The organism is Tabrizicola sp. T46 (genome assembly GCF_057219895.1).
Map to the genome: position 1 here is coordinate 210,708 of NZ_JBXVVV010000001.1, position 17,006 is coordinate 227,713.

17 protein-coding genes are annotated in these 17,006 nt (G+C 66.4%); 8 read left to right on the forward strand and 9 right to left on the reverse strand.

The annotated features are described in order from the left end of the window. Positions 1-15: 15 nt before the first annotated feature. From AC2D9V_RS01090 to betI, 3 genes are all read right to left on the reverse strand, one after another. Entirely contained in the window at positions 16-252 is a 237-nt protein-coding gene (locus AC2D9V_RS01090) for an HP1242/YdcH family protein (protein ID WP_484712184.1), read from the reverse strand. Positions 253-324: 72 nt separating this feature from the next. After that, positions 325-1,974 (reverse strand): choline dehydrogenase, encoded by a 1,650-nt coding sequence (gene betA / locus AC2D9V_RS01095; protein WP_484712185.1) that lies wholly within the window; start codon positions 1,972-1,974, stop codon positions 325-327. Continuing rightward, positions 1,974-2,555 carry a choline-binding transcriptional repressor BetI gene (gene betI / locus AC2D9V_RS01100; protein WP_484712186.1) on the reverse strand — a complete coding sequence of 194 codons (582 nt, stop codon included), beginning with the start codon at positions 2,553-2,555 and terminating at the stop codon, positions 1,974-1,976. The genes betA and betI overlap by 1 nt, the downstream gene beginning before the upstream one ends. An 87-nt stretch (positions 2,556-2,642) precedes the next feature. Between betI and choX the strand changes: the two genes are divergently transcribed. The 3 genes from choX to choV are packed head-to-tail and all read left to right on the forward strand — an operon-like array spanning position 2,643 to position 5,497. Continuing rightward, the gene (gene choX, locus AC2D9V_RS01105) at positions 2,643-3,572 is read left to right on the forward strand and encodes a choline ABC transporter substrate-binding protein (protein ID WP_484712187.1); all 930 of its coding nucleotides are present in this window, start codon (positions 2,643-2,645) and stop codon (positions 3,570-3,572) included. Between the two features lie 51 nt (positions 3,573-3,623). Further along, the gene (gene choW / locus AC2D9V_RS01110; RefSeq protein ID WP_484712188.1) at positions 3,624-4,454 is read left to right on the forward strand and encodes a choline ABC transporter permease subunit; all 831 of its coding nucleotides are present in this window, start codon (positions 3,624-3,626) and stop codon (positions 4,452-4,454) included. After that, positions 4,451-5,497: a choline ABC transporter ATP-binding protein gene (gene choV, locus AC2D9V_RS01115; RefSeq protein WP_484712189.1), complete on the forward strand. Its 1,047-nt coding sequence runs from the start codon at positions 4,451-4,453 to the stop codon at positions 5,495-5,497. Before choW ends, choV begins: the two co-directional genes overlap by 4 nt. A gap of 27 nt (positions 5,498-5,524) precedes the next feature. Here the strand turns inward: choV and topA are convergent, their stop codons facing one another. Continuing rightward, a complete protein-coding gene (gene topA / locus AC2D9V_RS01120; protein WP_484712190.1) occupies positions 5,525-8,140 on the reverse strand; it encodes a type I DNA topoisomerase in 2,616 nt (871 codons plus the stop codon). A gap of 160 nt (positions 8,141-8,300) precedes the next feature. After that, entirely contained in the window at positions 8,301-9,425 is a 1,125-nt protein-coding gene (dprA, locus tag AC2D9V_RS01125; RefSeq protein ID WP_484712191.1) for a DNA-processing protein DprA, read from the reverse strand. Between the two features lie 199 nt (positions 9,426-9,624). Between dprA and AC2D9V_RS01130 the strand changes: the two genes are divergently transcribed. The 5 genes from AC2D9V_RS01130 to AC2D9V_RS01150 all read left to right on the forward strand — a co-directional run bounded on the left by AC2D9V_RS01130 (position 9,625) and on the right by AC2D9V_RS01150 (position 13,346). Then, positions 9,625-10,902, forward strand: coding sequence for a 4-aminobutyrate--2-oxoglutarate transaminase (locus tag AC2D9V_RS01130; protein ID WP_484712192.1), 1,278 nt, complete (start codon positions 9,625-9,627; stop codon positions 10,900-10,902). 160 nt (positions 10,903-11,062) lie between these two features. Next, positions 11,063-11,323, forward strand: coding sequence for a YMGG-like glycine zipper-containing protein (locus AC2D9V_RS01135; protein ID WP_484712193.1), 261 nt, complete (start codon positions 11,063-11,065; stop codon positions 11,321-11,323). A gap of 120 nt (positions 11,324-11,443) precedes the next feature. Beyond that, positions 11,444-12,199, forward strand: coding sequence for an energy-coupling factor ABC transporter ATP-binding protein (locus AC2D9V_RS01140; protein ID WP_484712194.1), 756 nt, complete (start codon positions 11,444-11,446; stop codon positions 12,197-12,199). Further along, a complete protein-coding gene (locus AC2D9V_RS01145) occupies positions 12,174-12,773 on the forward strand; it encodes an energy-coupling factor transporter transmembrane component T (protein WP_484712195.1) in 600 nt (199 codons plus the stop codon). The genes AC2D9V_RS01140 and AC2D9V_RS01145 overlap by 26 nt, the downstream gene beginning before the upstream one ends. A 27-nt stretch (positions 12,774-12,800) precedes the next feature. Continuing rightward, positions 12,801-13,346: a biotin transporter BioY gene (locus AC2D9V_RS01150; RefSeq protein ID WP_484712196.1), complete on the forward strand. Its 546-nt coding sequence runs from the start codon at positions 12,801-12,803 to the stop codon at positions 13,344-13,346. On the opposite strand, the gene AC2D9V_RS01155 is transcribed toward AC2D9V_RS01150, so the two are convergent. The 4 genes from AC2D9V_RS01155 to metF all read right to left on the reverse strand — a co-directional run bounded on the left by AC2D9V_RS01155 (position 13,335) and on the right by metF (position 17,004). Next, positions 13,335-14,408 carry a thiolase family protein gene (locus AC2D9V_RS01155; RefSeq protein WP_484712197.1) on the reverse strand — a complete coding sequence of 358 codons (1,074 nt, stop codon included), beginning with the start codon at positions 14,406-14,408 and terminating at the stop codon, positions 13,335-13,337. The two genes, AC2D9V_RS01150 and AC2D9V_RS01155, sit on opposite strands and share 12 nt — an antisense overlap. After that, positions 14,396-15,553, reverse strand: a complete 1,158-nt coding sequence (locus AC2D9V_RS01160) for an AMP-binding protein (RefSeq protein WP_484712198.1) — start codon at positions 15,551-15,553, stop codon at positions 14,396-14,398. Before AC2D9V_RS01160 ends, AC2D9V_RS01155 begins: the two co-directional genes overlap by 13 nt. After that, positions 15,550-15,990 (reverse strand): type II 3-dehydroquinate dehydratase, encoded by a 441-nt coding sequence (gene aroQ / locus AC2D9V_RS01165; RefSeq protein ID WP_484712199.1) that lies wholly within the window; start codon positions 15,988-15,990, stop codon positions 15,550-15,552. The genes AC2D9V_RS01160 and aroQ overlap by 4 nt, the downstream gene beginning before the upstream one ends. 147 nt (positions 15,991-16,137) lie before the next feature. Then, on the reverse strand, positions 16,138-17,004 hold the full coding sequence (metF, locus tag AC2D9V_RS01170) for a methylenetetrahydrofolate reductase [NAD(P)H] (RefSeq protein ID WP_484712200.1): 867 nt from the start codon (positions 17,002-17,004) through the stop codon (positions 16,138-16,140). Positions 17,005-17,006 lie beyond the last annotated feature (2 nt).

Consider the following 17,006-nt stretch of genomic DNA (forward strand, 5'->3'; position numbering starts at 1 on the left):
GGCGCACGACGAGCGTCACTTGCGCAAGGCCGCCGCGATCTGGTCCTTCAGCCGCGACCGGGACTTGCGCAGATGCTCTTCCTCTTCCTCGGTCAACAGGTCCAGCCGCATTTCCGACCGATGCACCTTGTCGTTCACCGCGTCGTACTCGACCAGAAGCCGGGCGAAATGCGGATCCGCGGCCTTGAGCGCGCTGATCTTCTGCGCCTCTGCCGGGAATTCGTCGTGCAGCGTGTGCGGGGTGTTCGACATGCCTGTCTCCTTCTTGACTGTCACGCCAATTGTAGAAGACGGGGCCCCACCCTGCATTGACCCGGATCAAGTCTAGCGCTGTGCGGTGCGCCAGTTCGGGTTGATCCAAGGTTCAAGGTTCGACGCCGGCAGGGGCTGGCGGCCAAGGATGTGGTCCGCGGCCTTCTCGCCCACCATGATCGAAGGCGCATTGAGGTTGCCGTTCGTCACCTGCGGGAAGATCGACGAATCCGCGACCCGCAGCCCTTCGACGCCGATCACCCGGCACTCGGGGTCGACGACTGCCATCGGGTCCGACGCCCGCCCCATCCGCGCCGTCCCGCAGGGATGATAGGCGCTTTCGGCGTGCTCGCGGATGAAGGCGTCGATCTCGGCGTCGGTCTCGACGCCCGGCCCCGGTTGAAGCTCGGCCTTCACATGCGGCTTCATCGCCGCCTGCCCGAAGATTTCACGAGTCAGGCGGATGCAGGTGCGGAACTCTTCCCAGTCGTCGGGATGCGACATGTAGTTGAAGCGGATCACTGGCGCGTCGGCCGGGTTGCCCGACCGCAAGCTGACCGCCCCGCGCGACTTCGACCGCATCGGGCCGACATGCGCCTGGAACCCGTGGCCTGCTGCCACGGCCTTCCCATCATACCGCACCGCGATCGGCAGGAAGTGATACTGGATGTCGGGATATTCGATCCCTGCCCTTGACCGGATGAAGGCGCAGGCCTCGAACTGGTTTGAGGCGCCGGGGCCCTTCCCGGTCAACAGCCACTGCGCCCCGACCCAGGCTTTGCCCCAGAGATTCCAGTACTTGTAAAGGGTGATCGGCTGGGCGGCCGCGAACTGCATGTAGATCTCGAGGTGATCCTGCAGGTTCGCCCCGACGCCCTTCCGGTCGGCGACCACCGGCACGCCATGTTCCTGCAGATGCGCGCCGGGACCGATCCCGGACAGCATCAGAAGCTTCGGCGTGTTGATCGAAGACGCGGCAAGGATGACCTCCCTGCCCGCCCGGATCACCCGCCTCTCGCCCCGCGTCTCGATCTCGACGCCGACGGCACGGGTCCCCTCCATCACCACGCGGCGGGCGAAGCCGTGGGCGATCTGCACATTGCCGCCAGCCATCGCGGGCTTCAGATAGGCATTCGCCGCCGACCAGCGCTGGCCCTTCCAGATCGTGGCCTCGAAGGGGCCGAAGCCCTCTTGCTGCTGGCCGTTGTAGTCGTGCGTGACAGGATATCCCGCCTGCCGCCCGGCCTCGATGAAGGCGTCGAAAAGCGGGTTCTCCCGTGCCCCGCGCGAGATGTGCAGCGGCCCGTCGGTGCCCCGGAACTCGGCGCCCGAGCCACCGTGCGACTGCTCCATCCGCTTGAAGTAGGGCAGCACGGCGGCATAGGACCAGCCATCCGCCCCCAGCTCGGCCCAGGTGTCGAAGTCCCGCGCATGGCCGCGGACATAGACCATCCCGTTGATGCTGGATGACCCGCCGATGACCTTTCCGCGCGGCGTCGCCAGCCGCCGCCCACCGAGGTGCGGCTCGGGTTCGGTCGCAAAGCCCCAGTCGTAGATGCCCATGTTCATCGGATAGCTCAGCGCCCCGGGCATCTGGATGAACGGACCCGCGTCCGACCCGCCGTGCTCGATGACCGTCACGCGCCGCCCGGCCTCGGCCAGCCGGTAGGCCATCGCACACCCCGCCGACCCTGCGCCGACAATCACATAATCCGCGTGCATCAGGCCCCCCGCACCAGTTCGGCTTCAAGGTGCCGCAGCGCCAACGCCACGGCGGCAGCACCGTCCGGCGGCCCCGACTTCAGGACTTCGCGCAGGTAAAGCCCGTCGATCAGTGCACCAAGCGATGCGGCAATATCCGGCGCCCGGTCCCCCGCCAGCGGGCGCAGCGCCGCGATCAGGTTCGACTTCAGCCGCCCCTGATAGACCGCGAGCAGGCGCTTGGCCTCGGGCACCGACTGCGCCAGCACCCAGAAGTTCAGCCAGGCGCTGACCGCCTCGCGCCGGAAGTTTCCCGGGCTGAACGAGGCGCGCAGAATCGCCTTGATCCGCCCGTCAGCCCCCTCGGCAGCCGCCAGCGCACCGCGCACCTCGGCCCCGTAGAGCGTCAGGATATGGCGCATCGCCGCAAGGAACATGTCTTCTTTCGAGCCGAAGTAATGATGCGCCAGCGCGCTCGACATGCCTGCCCGCCTGGCAATCTGGCTTACGGTGACGTCTAACGAACCTGTGCGCCCGATCTCGAAAATCGTGGCTTTGACAAGGGCTTCCTTGCGGATAGGCTCCATCCCAAGCTTCGGCATCGGCGCGGCCCCAGAAAATGCTTGCCAGACCGTATCAGCACGAAGTTTATTGACTCGTCAATCAACAAAAAACCACGGGGAGAATCCATGTCCGTCCGTTCCACTCTACTCACCACCGCCGTAACCTTCGCCCTGGCGGGCTCCGCCTTTGCCGAAGGCTGCGACAAGGTGGTGTTCTCAGATGTCGGCTGGACCGACATCACCGCCACCACCGCCGCGACGACTCTGGTCCTCGAGGCGCTTGGGTATGAGACCGAGACAAAAGTCCTGTCGGTTCCGGTCACCTACACCGGCCTTGCCGAAGGCGACGTCGACGTCTTCCTCGGCAACTGGATGCCGACGATGGAGGCCGACATCGCCCCCTACCGCGATGCTGGCACCGTCGAGACGATCCGCACCAATCTTGAAGGCGCGAAGTACACGCTCGCCACCAACGAGGCCGGCGCGGCCCTGGGAATCACCGACTTCAGCAACATTGCGGCGCACAAGGATGCGCTTGAAGGCAAGATCTACGGGATCGAGCCCGGTAACGACGGCAACCGCCTGATCATCGACATGATCGCCTCTGGCCCCTTCGGCCTTGACGGCTTCGAGGTTGTCGAAAGCTCGGAACAGGGGATGCTGGCCGAGGTCGCCAAAGCCACCGAGGATGGTCGCCCGATCGTCTTCCTTGGCTGGGAACCGCACCCGATGAACGCCAACTTCAAGATGACCTACCTCTCGGGCGGAGATGACTATTTCGGCCCGAACTTCGGGGGCGCGATCGTCGCGACCAACACCCGTGCCGGCTATGTCACGGAATGCCCGAACACCGGCAAGCTGCTGCAGAACCTTGTCTTCTCGCTTCCGATGGAAAACGAGATCATGGGCGCGATCCTGAACGACGGTGCCGATCCGCGCGATGCCGCGAAGGCCTGGCTTGCCGCCAACCCCGCCACCTGGGAGCCATGGCTCGAAGGCGTGACCACCAAGGACGGCGGTGATGCCAAGGCAGCGGTTGCTGCTGCCCTGCAGTGATAACGGGGCCCCGGCGAAAGCTGGGGCCTTTCTCCTCGCGCGGGGGGCGGAATGGACTGGCTGACTGACTACAAGATCCCGGTAGGCAAGGCCGCGAAAGCAGCCTTCGACTGGATGAACGACAACCTTGGCGGGGTGTTCGATGCGATCTCCGCCGTGCTGGAATGGATGATCGACGGCATCCTTTGGCTGCTGCAAACCCCTCACCCCCTTATCATCATTGCCCTTTTTGTCGCCCTGACCTGGTTTCTGCAGCGGAACTGGAAGGTCTGCCTCGGCGTGGTGATCGGCTTTCTCTTCATCCTGAACCAGGGTTACTGGGAGGAAACCACCGAAAGCCTGACCCTGATCCTCTCCGCCTGTGTCGTCTGCATGGGCCTCGGCGTGCCGATCGGCATCGCTGCCGCGCACCGCCCCCGGCTTTACCGCGCCATGGTGCCGGTCCTCGATCTGATGCAGACCCTGCCGACCTTCGTCTATCTGATCCCGGCCATCGTATTCTTCGGTCTTGGCATGGTGCCGGGCCTGATCGCCACGGTGATCTTCGTCCTGCCCGCGCCGATCCGGCTGACTCACCTGGGCGTCTCGTCCACCCCGCAGGCGCTCCTTGAGGCAGCAACGGCCTTTGGCGCCACGCCGAAACAGCGGCTGTGGAAGGTCGAGCTGCCCTATGCCTTCCCGCAGATCATGGCCGGGCTGAACCAGACTATCATGCTGTCGCTCTCCATGGTCGTCATCGCCGCACTCGTCGGCGCGAACGGCCTTGGCGTGCCGGTGGTGCGGGCGCTGAACAGCGTCAACACCGCACTCGGGTTCGAATCCGGCTTCATCATCGTGGTGGTGGCCATCCTCCTCGACCGCATGCTGAGAGTTTCGCGATGACCGACACCGCAACTGAGAAACCGGCGGTCATCTTCGACCGCGTTTCGATCGTCTTCGGCGACCACCCCGAACGCGCCCTGCCCCTGATGGACAAGGGCCAAAGCAGGGCCGAGATCCAGGCCGCCACCGGCCAGATCCTGGGCGTCCATGACTGCTCGCTTACCGTGGCCAAGGGTGAGATCCTGGTGCTGATGGGCCTTTCCGGTTCCGGCAAGTCCACCCTCTTGCGCGCCGTGAACGGGCTGAACCCGGTTGTGCGCGGGTCGGTGACCGTCAATGACGGGGAACGCTCGGCGAACGTGACGAAATGCACGCCCGCCGAGCTTCTGCGCGTCCGGCGCGAGGCCATCGCGATGGTCTTCCAGCAGTTCGGCCTTCTGCCCTGGCGCACAGTGCGCGAGAACGTGGGCCTGGGGCTCGAACTCGCAGGCCAAAGCCCGGAACAGCGCAAGGCCAAGGTCGATGAGCAGCTGGCGCTGGTCAATCTGACGCAATGGGCCGACCGGAAGGTGGGTGACCTGTCCGGCGGCATGCAGCAACGGGTTGGCCTGGCCCGCGCCTTTGTGACCGATGCGCCGATCCTTCTGATGGACGAGCCCTTCTCGGCCCTCGACCCCCTGATCCGGTCAAAGCTGCAGGACGAGCTTTTGGACCTCCAGCGCACGCTGAAGCGCACGATCATCTTCGTCAGCCACGACCTTGATGAGGCGTTCAAGATCGGCAACCGGATCGCCCTGATGGAAGGCGGCCGGATCGTCCAATGCGGCACCGCGCGCGAGATCATCGCCAACCCGATCAGCGATTACGTCGCCGATTTCGTCGCCCACATGAACCCGCTTTCGGTCCTGACCGCGCGGGACGTGATGGAGCCAGGCGAAAACCCGGCGGCGCGCAAGCTTGACGCGGAAACCCCGGTCAAGGACATCATGGCAATGATGTCGGGCGGGGTGACCGAGATGGTCGTTCAGGAAAACGGCCGCAACCTCGGCCTCATCCGCACCGCCGGGCTGATGGCCAAGCTTCTCAACCCGCGCGGAAGCTGACGGGCTGCGATAGCCCTGCGTTTAGGTTCAGATGTCTTCCACGACGTCCGGCCCTTCGGCGACGGCCGTCTTCTTCGGTGCGGCCTTCCCGGCGGCTGCCTTCTTTGCCGGAGCCTTGGTTGCCGCCTTCTTCGTTGGCGCCTTTTTCGCTGCTGCCTTTCGGGCCGGGGCCTTCTTGCCGCCCTTGCCCGCCTTTTCGGCTATCAGCGCAAGGGCTTCGTCCAGCGTCACCGCCTCGGGCTCGACCCCTTTCGGCAAGGTCGCGTTCACCTTGCCCCATTTGACGTAAGGCCCGTATTTCCCCGGCATCACCTGAACCTCGCCCCCGTCCGGGTGGGTGCCGAGCACCTTCAACGGTCCCGCAGGCGCAGCAGAGCCCCTGCGTCCGGCAAGTTTCTGCGCCAGAACCTCCACCGCCCGGTTCATGCCGATGGTGAAGACCTCCTCGACGTCCGGAATGTTGGCGTAGACGGCCCCATGCTTCACGTAAGGCCCGAACCGGCCGATCCCGGCCTCGACCAGCGTCCCGTCCGCCGGGTGCGGCCCGATCGGACGCGGCAGCGACAGAAGCGCCAGCGCGCGCTCCAGCGTCATCGTGTCGGGCGACCAGCCCTTGGGCAGGCTTGCACGGTCGGGCTTGGGGTTGGCTTCCGACGCCTCCCCCCGCTGGACGTAAGGGCCAAAACGTCCGGCCCGCAGGCTGATCTCCGTCCCGTTCTCGTCCTGGCCAAGGACGCGCCCATCCGAGGCGACGCTTTCGGCATCGCCCGCCAGGGGGCGGGTATAGCGGCATTCAGGATAGTTGCTGCAGCCAATGAAGGCCCCGCCGGACCGCGCCGTCTTCAGATGCAGCCGCCCGGTGCCGCAGGTGGCGCAGACGCGCGGATCGCTGCCGTCGGCGCGCGGCGGGTAAAGATGCGGGCTGAGGAAATCATCCAGCTTTTCAAGAACTTCCCCGATGCGCAGGTCAGCGGTTTCCGCCACCGCCGCACTGAAATCGCGCCAGAAGCGCGCGAGCACGTCCTTGTAGTTACGGTCCCCGGCAGAGACATCGTCAAGCTCGGATTCAAGATCCGCCGTGAAGTCGTATTCGACATAGCGCTTGAAGAAGTTCGCAAGGAAGGCCGTCACCAGCCGCCCCTTGTCTTCCGGGATCAGGCGGTTCTTGTCCTTCCGGACGTATTCACGGTCGACGATGGTGGTCAGGATCGAGGCATAGGTGGATGGCCGACCGATGCCGAGTTCTTCCATCCGCTTGACCAGCGTCGCCTCGGTGTAGCGCGGCGGGGGCTGGGTGAAGTGCTGGTCGGGCGTGATGGCGCCCTTGTCCAGTTTTTCTCCCTGCATCACCTGCGGCAGGCGGCCTTCATCCTCATCCTCGTCGTCGCGGCCCTGGTCGTAGACCTTCAGATAGCCGTCGAAGAGGATAACCTGCCCGTTCGCGCGGAACGCCACCTGCCCGTCCGGGCTGGAAATGTCGACCGCCGTCCGCTCCAGCCGCGCCGCCGCCATCTGGCTGGCGATCGTGCGCTTCCAGATCAGGTCGTAAAGCTTGCGCTGGTCATCCTCGACCCGGATCTTTTCCGGCCCGAGGCCCATGTCGGTCGGGCGGATGCATTCATGCGCTTCCTGCGCGTTCTTGGCCTTGTTCTTGTACATGCGCGGGCTGTCCGGCACGTAATCCGCGCCGAAGCGGCGCTTGATCTCGTCCCGCGCGGCCATCACCGCCTCGGGCGCCATGTCGATGCCGTCGGTCCGCATGTAGGTGATGTGACCCGCCTCATAGAGGCGCTGTGCGGCATTCATGCACTGCTTGGCGCCCATGCCATACTTGCGGCTCGCCTCCTGCTGGAGGGTCGAGGTCATGAAGGGCGGCCAGGGGTTGCGGGTGGCGGGCTTCGATTCCACTGCCGCCACGCTGAATGTTCGAGAAGTGCAAGCAGCGACCGCCAAATCAGCCGCGGTCGCGGTCGGAATGTCGAATTTCTGCAGCTTCTTCCCGCCAAGCGTGACCAGCCCGGCCTCGAACTCCTGACCTCTCGGCGTGCGGAAGACGGCTTTCACGGTCCAGTATTCTTGCGCCTTGAAGGCCTCGATCTCCATCTCGCGCTCGACGATCAGGCGTAGGCACACCGACTGCACCCGCCCCGCCGATTTCGCCCCCGGAAGCTTGCGCCACAGGACGGGCGACAGCGTGAAGCCCACCAGATAGTCCAGCGCACGGCGGGCGAGGTAGGCCTCGACCAGCGCCTGATCGACCTCGCGCGGTTCCTTCATCGCCTTCGTGACCGCATCCTTGGTGATCGCGTTGAAGGTCACCCGGGCAACCTTCTTGCCCTTCTTCAGACTCGAGGACAGCGCTTCTTTCAGGTGCCAGCTGATCGCCTCACCCTCGCGGTCAGGGTCGGTCGCAAGGATCAGCGTGTCGTCGGATTTCAGCGCCTCGGCGATCGCGCGGACATGCTTCTTCGATTCGGGCGCCACTTCCCACTGCATGTCGAAGCCATGCTCGGTGTCGACCGACCCGTCCTTCGCCGGCAGGTCGCGGACATGGCCGTAAGAGGCAAGAACGGTGAAATCGGGGCCGAGATACTTGTTGATCGTCTTTGCCTTGGCGGGGGATTCGACGACAACGACTGGCATGGTGTACCCGAACTCCAAAGGCCTTGCGAATGGGGCGGCACCATGTGGGCGAAGCTGCCTGCTTGTCAACCGGGCGCACCAGCGACCACCTGCCGCCGCTACAGGGGCCGTTTTCGGTTACCTTCGACACGCAGGAACGCCCGCGATTGAACCCCGGACGTCAGTCGATCCGGGCCAGAAGGCCTCCGGGCTGCCGGGCGATCCGCCCTTCAAGCTCCAGGTTCAGAAGCTCCGGTGCAAGTTCGGCGGGCGTCACCTTCAGGTCGCGGACCAACTGGTCCTCGGCCAGGGGGCTGGGGCCAAGCCGCGACAGGATCATGGAGTGCAGTAGCGCAACCTCTTTCAACGGGCGCTGCGCGGCCTCGGGTCCCGGCAGGACCGGCAGCCGGACCTCGGGCTCGGGCCGCGTCGGCGCGCCCAGAGCCTCCAGCACGTCCGAGGTGCCGCGCACCAGAATGGCCCCATCCCGGATCAGGATGTTGCAGCCCGAGGCGCGGGCATCGAAGGGATGCCCGGGCACTGCCATCACCTCGCGACCATAGTCCAGCGCCGCCTTCGCGGTGATCAGGCTGCCGGATTTCGCTGCCGCCTCGGCCACGATCACGGCCCGCGACAGGCCCGCGACGATGCGGTTGCGCAGGGGGAAATGGCGCGCCTGCGGGTCCAGCCCCGGGGGGTGTTCGCTGATCCGGCAGCCCCGTGCGGCGATGTCCCGGGCAAGCGCCGTATTCTCCGGCGGGTAGATCACGTCGATCCCGCCCGCCATGACCGCGACCGTGCCGCCCGGCCCCTCCAGCGCAGCCTCATGCGCGGCGGCATCGATCCCGCGCGCCAGGCCCGACACCACGGTGAAGCCTGCCTCGGACAGCCCGTTGCCCAGCCGTTTCGCCATCCGCACCCCAAGGGACGAGGCGTTGCGCGCCCCGACCATCGCGACCATCGGGCGCGTCAGAAGCGACAGGTCGCCCAATGCCCAGAGGATCGGCGGGGCATCCGGCACCTCGGCCAGAAGGGCGGGATAACCCGCCTCTCCATGCGCGATCAGGCTTGCCCCCAAGGCCCGACCCTGCCGCAACTCGGCCTCGACGACGCCAAGGGGGCAAACTTCATAATCTTCCACCCCCGCAGCCTTCGCGATGGCCGGAAGGGCCGCTAGGGCCGCGCGGGCGCTGCCATGTTCCGTCATCAGCCGATGGAAGGTCACCGCCCCCACCCGACGAGACCGCAAGAGGCGCAGCCGGTCGATCCGGTCGTCATCGGCGATCACAAGCTGCCCATCCGCCATCATCCGCCCCCGATTCGCGCGCCCAGTGTCATCTTCCGGCTGTAGCCTGCATTCTCTATCCTTAACGAAAGCTGAATCCGTCCCGGCGCCGCCTGTGAAACAAGGATTGAACCCGGTCGGTAAATTTGATCAAATAGAGACAAGCACGACTCCCCGGGCCCATGCACGCTGGACGGGGGTCGCCAAGAGGAGTTGAACCATGCTGAACGCCGAAGTCGCCAAGCGCCGGGACGAAGCCATCTCGCGCGGGGTCGGGATGATGACCCAGATCTACGCAGATCGCGCACTGAATTCCGAAGTCTGGGATATCGAGGGCAACCGCTACATCGACTTTGCCGCCGGGATCGCGGTGGTGAACACCGGGCATTGCCACCCGAAGGTGATGGCCGCCGTGGCAAACCAGATGTCGAAGTTCACCCACACCTGCCACCAGGTGATGCCCTATGAAAACTACATCCGCCTGGCCGAGCGCCTGAACGACAAGGTGCCGGGCAACTTCAAGAAGAAGACGATCTTCGTCACCACGGGCGCCGAGGCCTGCGAGAACGCGGTCAAGATCGCCCGTATCGCCACCGGGCGGAACGCCGTCATCGCCTTCGGCGGCGGCTTCCACGGCCGGACCTTCATGGGTATGTCGCTGACCGGCAAGGTCGAGCCCTACAAGAAGGGCTTCGGCGCGATGATGCCGGATGTCTTCCACGTGCCCTTCCCGATGGACCCGCACGGGATCTCGACCGCCGACGCGATGAAGGGGATCGAAAAGCTGTTCAAGGCGGACCTCGACCCCGCCCGCGTCGCCGCGATCATCTTTGAACCCGTGCAGGGCGAAGGCGGCTTCTACCCCGCGCCGACCGACCTTGTGAAAGCGATCCGCGCGCTTTGCGACAAGCATGGCATCGTGATGATCGCCGACGAGGTGCAGACCGGCTTTGCCCGGACCGGCAACCTTTTCGCGATGGAAATGCATGGGGTTGCGGCCGACCTGACCACGATGGCCAAGGGCCTTGCCGGCGGGCTGCCGCTGGCCGCCGTCACCGGGAAGGCCGAGCTGATGGACGCCGCCAATCCGGGCGGTCTGGGCGGCACCTATGCCGGCAACCCCCTCGGGATCGCCGCCGCGAACGCCGTCCTTGACGTGATCGAGGAAGAAGACCTCTGCGCCCGCGCGAACGAGCTTGGCAGCCGCCTGAAGCAGCGGCTTGAGGCCCTCCGGGCCACGACGCCCGAGATCATCGACATCCGTGGCCCGGGCTTCATGGTCGCGGTCGAATTCGGCGACGCCAAGACCAAGGAGCCCGACGCGGGCTTCACCGGCCGGGTGCGGATGGAAGCGCAGAAGCGCGGGCTGATCCTTCTGACCTGCGGCGTCTACGGCAACGTGGTCCGCTTCCTTGCCCCCATCACCATCCCCGATGCCCATTTCGCTGAGGCGATGGACATCCTTGAGGCTTCGGTCGCCGCGGCCCGCCAAGCCTGAGCGTTTCGGCAGACTTGGCTGGCACCCCCGGTGGCCGTTTCGGTCGCCGGGCCCCTCATTGGTAAAGGTTGCGCGAAAAAGCGCGCTACTTGCTGAATCTTCTGGAATACTGCGCGCGACACGGCATAAAGCTTCACGTGTCCATGAACGGGAGAATGTCATGACTCGCCTCACCTATCTTGCTCTGCCCCTCGTTATGCTTGTGTCGGCCTGCACTCCGGAAACCCAGGCAACCACCGTCGGAGCCCTCAGCGGCGCGGCGCTTGGCGCGGCGGTTTCCTCGGGCAGCGACCGCAACAAGGGCATCGCGGTCGGCGCGATCGCCGGTGGACTTGCCGGCAATCTGATCGCCCGCAATAACAACGGCCAGTGCACCTATCGCGACGCGAACGGCAACACCTTCCAGGCTGCCTGCCCCTGAGCCCATGGCTGAAGCGCCCTGATCCGGGGCGCCATCCCGGTCGCCTCTTCCGCCCTGCGGGAGAGGCTTCAGGTCCCGGATGCGCACCCTGGAATGGCAGCGCATCCCGGACCCACCTCCATGCCCTCCCCACCAGACACCACGGCATTGCAGCCCTCCGAAGGCATCCACCTTGCGGGGGCATCCGTGCGCCTTGGCGGGCGTTTGGTGCTTGAGGACGTGTCGCTCTACCTGACCGAGGCGCGGATCGGTGTCCTTGGCCGCAATGGATCGGGCAAGACCACGCTTCTGCGGCTGATCGCCGGGCTGATTCCGGCCAGCGAAGGCACCGTGCGGGTCGAAGGCGCGGACCCCTTCCGCGATCGGAAGGCCGCGCTTTCGTCCCTGGGAATCCTCTTCCAGAACCCCGATCACCAGATCCTTTTTCCGACGGTCGAGGAAGAGCTAGCCTTCGGCCTTGTCCAGCAGGGAATGACACGCCCGACCGCCCTCGCACAGGTGCATGCGGCCCTTGCCGCAGACGGGCTTGCCCACTGGGCCACCACCGCAGTCTCGACGATGAGCCAGGGGCAACGGCAGCGTCTTTGCCTGATGGCGCTCCTTCTGATGGCACCCCGCACCATCCTGCTGGACGAACCCCTGTCTGGCCTCGACCTGCCGACGCAGGCCCGGCTGGCACGTCGCCTTGCCGCTTTACCGCAACGGCTGGTGACGATCACCCACGACCCCACTACCCTTAGCGGGGCGGACAGGGTGATCTGGATCGAGGCAGGCCGCATCGCAGCCGACGGGCGGCCGGAGGATGTGATCCCCGCCTTCACCGCCGAAATGCACCGGATCGGAGCCGAAGATGCTGACGCAGCCCCTGGCCACTGATAGCGCGCTCCACCGCTGGCCCGCCGGGGTGAAGTTTGGCCTTCTCGCCGTCCTTGGCCTGGCCCTTGGCCTTACGGCTGACCCGAGGCTTCTGACCGCCGCGCTTCTTGCCGTATGGGCCGCCGCCCTGCCCCTCGGCTTGGCCGAGGCGGCACGGCTGCCCCGCCGCCTCTGGCCGCTCTGGCCCTTTGTCCTTGTCATCGGCGGCTGGCACCTTTTTCGCGGGACACCCGAGACCGGCCTCGCCATCACCCTGCGCATGCTGACCATGTTCGCGGCGGCGACCTTGATGCTGATGACCACACGGTTCGACGAGCTTCTGGCCACCTTCTCCCGCATCATGCGCCCCCTCAACCGCCTTGGCCTGCCGGTTGACCGCATCGCGCTGGCGCTTGCCATGACGGTGCGCTTCGTGCCTGTCCTGTCCCAACGCGCCGGCGACCTGTCCCGGGCCTGGAAGGCGCGCTCGCCGCGAAAGCCACGCCACCGGCTGCTCGCACCCCTTGCCTTGGCCGCCCTTGATGAGGCCGACCATGCCGCCGAGGCCTTGCGCGCCAGAAGCGCTTCGGTCTAGGTGCGTCCAAGCCGGAAGGAGACCGCCTTGGAACGCAGCATCGCCTATATCGCCCTTTTCGCCGCGCTGATCGCGGTGCTGGGCTTCCTGCCCCGGATCGACCTGATTGCCGGCGTGCCGATCACCTTCCAGTCGCTGGGGGTGATGCTGGCCGGGGCCGTCCTGGGTGCCCGCAAAGGGGCGCTGGCGGTGCTGGTCTTCGTTGCACTCATCGCGCTTGGGCTGCCGCTTCTCTCAGGCGGGGCGAACCTTTGGGCGGTGCTTTACACCCCCCGCATCGGCTATGTGATCGGCTTCCCCATCGCCGCTTTTGTCACCGGCTGGCTGACCGAGCGGCTGACGATGATCTCCCTGCCCTGGGCCGCCGGGGTTGCCGCCGTGGGTGGCGGGATGGTCACGCTTTACGCCATCGGCATTCCGGTGGCCGCGTGGATGAACGAATTCACGCTGGCCGAGACGGCGGCGGGCGCCCTTGCCTTTGTGCCGGGTGACCTTGCCAAGGCCGCCGTTACCGGAGTGGTCACCGGCCAGCTCGCCCGGATGCGCCCCGGCGCGGTCCTGTCACGCGCCTGAGGCTTCCACCAAAAGCGCCGTCCCGATCCCGCCGGCCGCCGCGATGGCGGCAAGGCCTCGTCCAGCCTTAAGGCCGTGGAAGAGCCGCACCGCAAGGATCGCGCCCGAAGCGCCGACCGGGTGCCCGCGCGCCAGCCCGCCCCCTCCCGGATTGACCATAGCGGGGTCAAGCCCCGCCCCTTCGACGACCGCGATGGCCTGCACGGCATAGGCCTCCATGACCTCTGCCATCTCAAGGGGTTCGCCCCGCCAGATGCGGGCGATGGCGGCCACAGGGGCGAGTCCCGGTTCTTGCGGCGCGCCGCCGACCGTGGCCCCGGCCAGAAGCGCGAGGCCCCTGCCCTCTGCCACGCGGTCCGAGACGACAAGGCAAAGCGCCGCCCCATCCGCCGCGACCGCCGCCGTGGCGGCGGTGATGCTGCCATGGACAACCGGCGCACGGGCCAGAAGGCTGGGCGAAAGCCTGCGCGGAAAGGCATCCTGCGTGACACCGTGAAGCGGCACGATCTCAACGGAATGGTCTGATTCCAAGGCCTTGGCATGGCTCTCCATCGCCCATGCCTCTTGCCGATGCCGGCCGATCCCCAGCCGTGACGCCAGCGCGTCCGCCGCCTCGGACATGCCGGGATTGCGGTCGGGCCAGGGGGTGAAGGGCGCCTCGTCGTACGGAAGCGGCGGCCCGCCATCGGGATCGGTCGCAAGGCGCAAGGGGCGGCGGGAATAGCTTTCCGCCCCCCCGGCGAGAACTACATCGGCAGCGCCACTGTCGACCAGCGCCCCGGCAAGGAGGATCGCATCCAGCCCCCCCGCGCATTGCCGGTCAATCGTCAGCCCCCCCACCCGCTCGGGCAGACCCGCCGCCAGCGCCACGCGCCGCGCCGGATTGCCGCCCGCGCCAAGGGCGTTGGAGAGTATCAACTCGTCCACCCCATCAGCCCCAATCCCGGCATCTGCCAGTACGGCTTGCACGACCGGGGCGGCGAGGTCCTCGATCGAGAGGCGCGCAAAGGCCCCGCCACGCGGGACAACGGCGGTGCGGCGGGCGGCGATCAGGCGGGCCAAGGAATCCGCGCCTCCAGCGCGCGAAGGTCGGTCTTGCCCGAGGGCAGGACCGGCCAATCTTCCTGCCAGATCAGTGATTTGGGCGCCTTGAGCGGCCCAAGCCTTTCGCGGACGGCGGCAAGAATGGCCCCTTCGCAGGCGGGGTCCCCCTGAGCCATCGCCACCAGCACGTGCCCGCGACGCGGGTCCTGCACCGCCAGCACCGCCACCCGGTCGACACCGGGCAGGGCCTGCATCAGGGCCTCGATCTCCTCGGGAAAGACGTTCTGATCGGCGACCGTGACCATCCGGCCTGCCCGGCCATGGAGGTAAAGAAAGCCATCCTCCATCCGCCCGATCTCGCCCACCGTAAGCCAGCCGTCGCGCCAGCAGGCGCTGCCGGGGTCACCCGCGTAGCCCTTGAAAAGAAAGGGACTTCTGACCCAGACCTCGCCCCCGGGATCCAGCGCGATCTCGACCCCCGGATAGGCGCGCCCGACCGATCCTTCCGGGGTATCGGCACCGGCAAAGGTGATGAAACTTGTCTCGGCCGCGCCGTAGAATTCATGGACCCGCGCCGCCGGGGCCATCGCCTGGAGGCCAGCCCGCAGGCCGGGGTCAAGCTTGGAGCCGCCGACGAGGATCACCCGCAGATCGGGGCAAAGTCCGTAGTCGTCGACCAGAAGGCGGAGTTGCGCGGGTGTCGCGTAAAGGTGGGAAATGCGGCGTGCAATCAAGGCTTTGCGCTGGCGGTCGGGGCGCAGACTGTCCAGAAGGTGGACCTCGGCGCCAAGATGCAGCCCCTCGACCGCGCCGTAGAGCGAGAGAGAGTGCACCAGCCTCCCCAGAACCGCGACCCGTGCGCCGGGGCCGATGCCGATGCCTGCGTTCACGGCAAAGCTGGCGGTCCAGGACGCTTGCGTCCGCAGGATGCGCCGGGGTGTGCCGGTCGAGCCGGAGGTGAGGGTTTCGAAGACCGGAACATCCGCCTGTTGGGGCGCGGACTGATCAGGCGCACCAATGCGGAAGGCTTGCAGATCAAAGGCTTGCGCCAGCCCTTCGGCGCTGTCGGGCAAAACCGGGCCAGTCGCCCTGCCCTTTGGCACCTCACGCCCGGCGCTGTCGAACAGCCGCGCTTCGGGGTGCCAGCGGAAGCGGTCCGTCATGCCGCCAGAAGCGAGGCCAGACGGCGCAACGCCAGAAGATAGCCCTCGGTCCCGCAGCCCGCGATCACGCCGTCGGCGCGGTGGCTGACGTAGGAATGGTGGCGGAACGCCTCGCGCTTGTGGATGTTGGAGATATGGACCTCGATCACCGGGCCTTCATAGGCATTGAGCGCGTCAAGGATCGCGACCGAGGTGTGGGAATAGGCGCCGGGGTTGATGATGATCCCGGCCGAGGTGCCGCGTGCCGCCTGGATCCAGTCGACCAACTGGCCCTCGTGGTTCGATTGCAGCGCCTTGACCCGCAGGCCCAGTTCCTCGGCCAGATCGGCCACGCGTGAGGACACGTCGTCCAAGGTCTCGCGCCCGTAGATTTCGGGCTGGCGGAGGCCAAGGAGGTTCAGGTTCGGACCGTTCAGAAGGGTGACAAGCTTGGACATGGGACTTCCGCCGCAAGGGTTCGGGCGACATTAGCCGATCATGGCAAGGGGGCAAGCAAAAGGAAAAATGGCGGCTTTCCGGACCCTGCTGGGGAACAGGTCGGAAAGCCGCCCAGGGAGACATCGTTTGCCTTCAAGAGGCTGAAATCATGCAACCTTTTCCAAGGTCACCTCGGGCGCGATGCCCAGCGCTCGGACAACCTCGCGGGTCAGGTGCGGTCTGTTAAGGGTATAGAAATGAAGATCCTCAACGCCGCCCTGGAGCAGCCGGTCGCAGAGCGCGGTGCACTGGGTAAGCGCCAGAAGCTCTTCCCGCCCGTCGCGGGCGGCAGTGGTGAAGGCCTCGTCCAGCTTCGGCGGCACGCGGGTGCCGCAGCGAGCAGCGAACTTCTTCGCCCCTTCCCAGCAGGTGATCGGCAGGATGCCGGGGATGATCGGCGCGGTGATCCCGGCCTTCAGGCAGGCATCGCGGAACCGGAAGAAGGTGTCGGCCTCGAAGAAGAACTGGGTGATGGCGGATGAGGCCCCGGCGTCGATCTTGCGCTTGAGCCAGGTCACGTCCGAGGTGCTGTCGGCGGCATCGGGGTGGGGTTCGGGATAGGCGCCGACACGGATCTTGAACTTGCCGGTTCTGGCAAGCTTTTCAACCAGTTCCACCGAATTGGCAAAGCCGAGGGGATGCGGCACGAAGCGTTGTGCCCCTTTCGGCGCGTCGCCGCGCAGGGCGACGATCTCGGTCACCCCGGCGGCGGCGTAGGATTCGGCGATGGCCAGCGTCTCGGTCTGTGTGGCGTCGACGCAGGTAAGATGCGCCGCGACCGGCAGGCGGTAGTTGCGGTGGATGGTCGAGACCGCCTCATGCGTCAGTGTCCGGGTCGTGCCGCCCGCGCCGTAGGTGACCGAGACGAAGGAGGGCTTCATCGGCGCCAGGGCCTGCACCGTTTCCCAAAGCCGGAACGAAGCGTCGAGCGACTGCGGCGGGAAGAACTCGAAACTGATGCGCGGCGTGACCATGG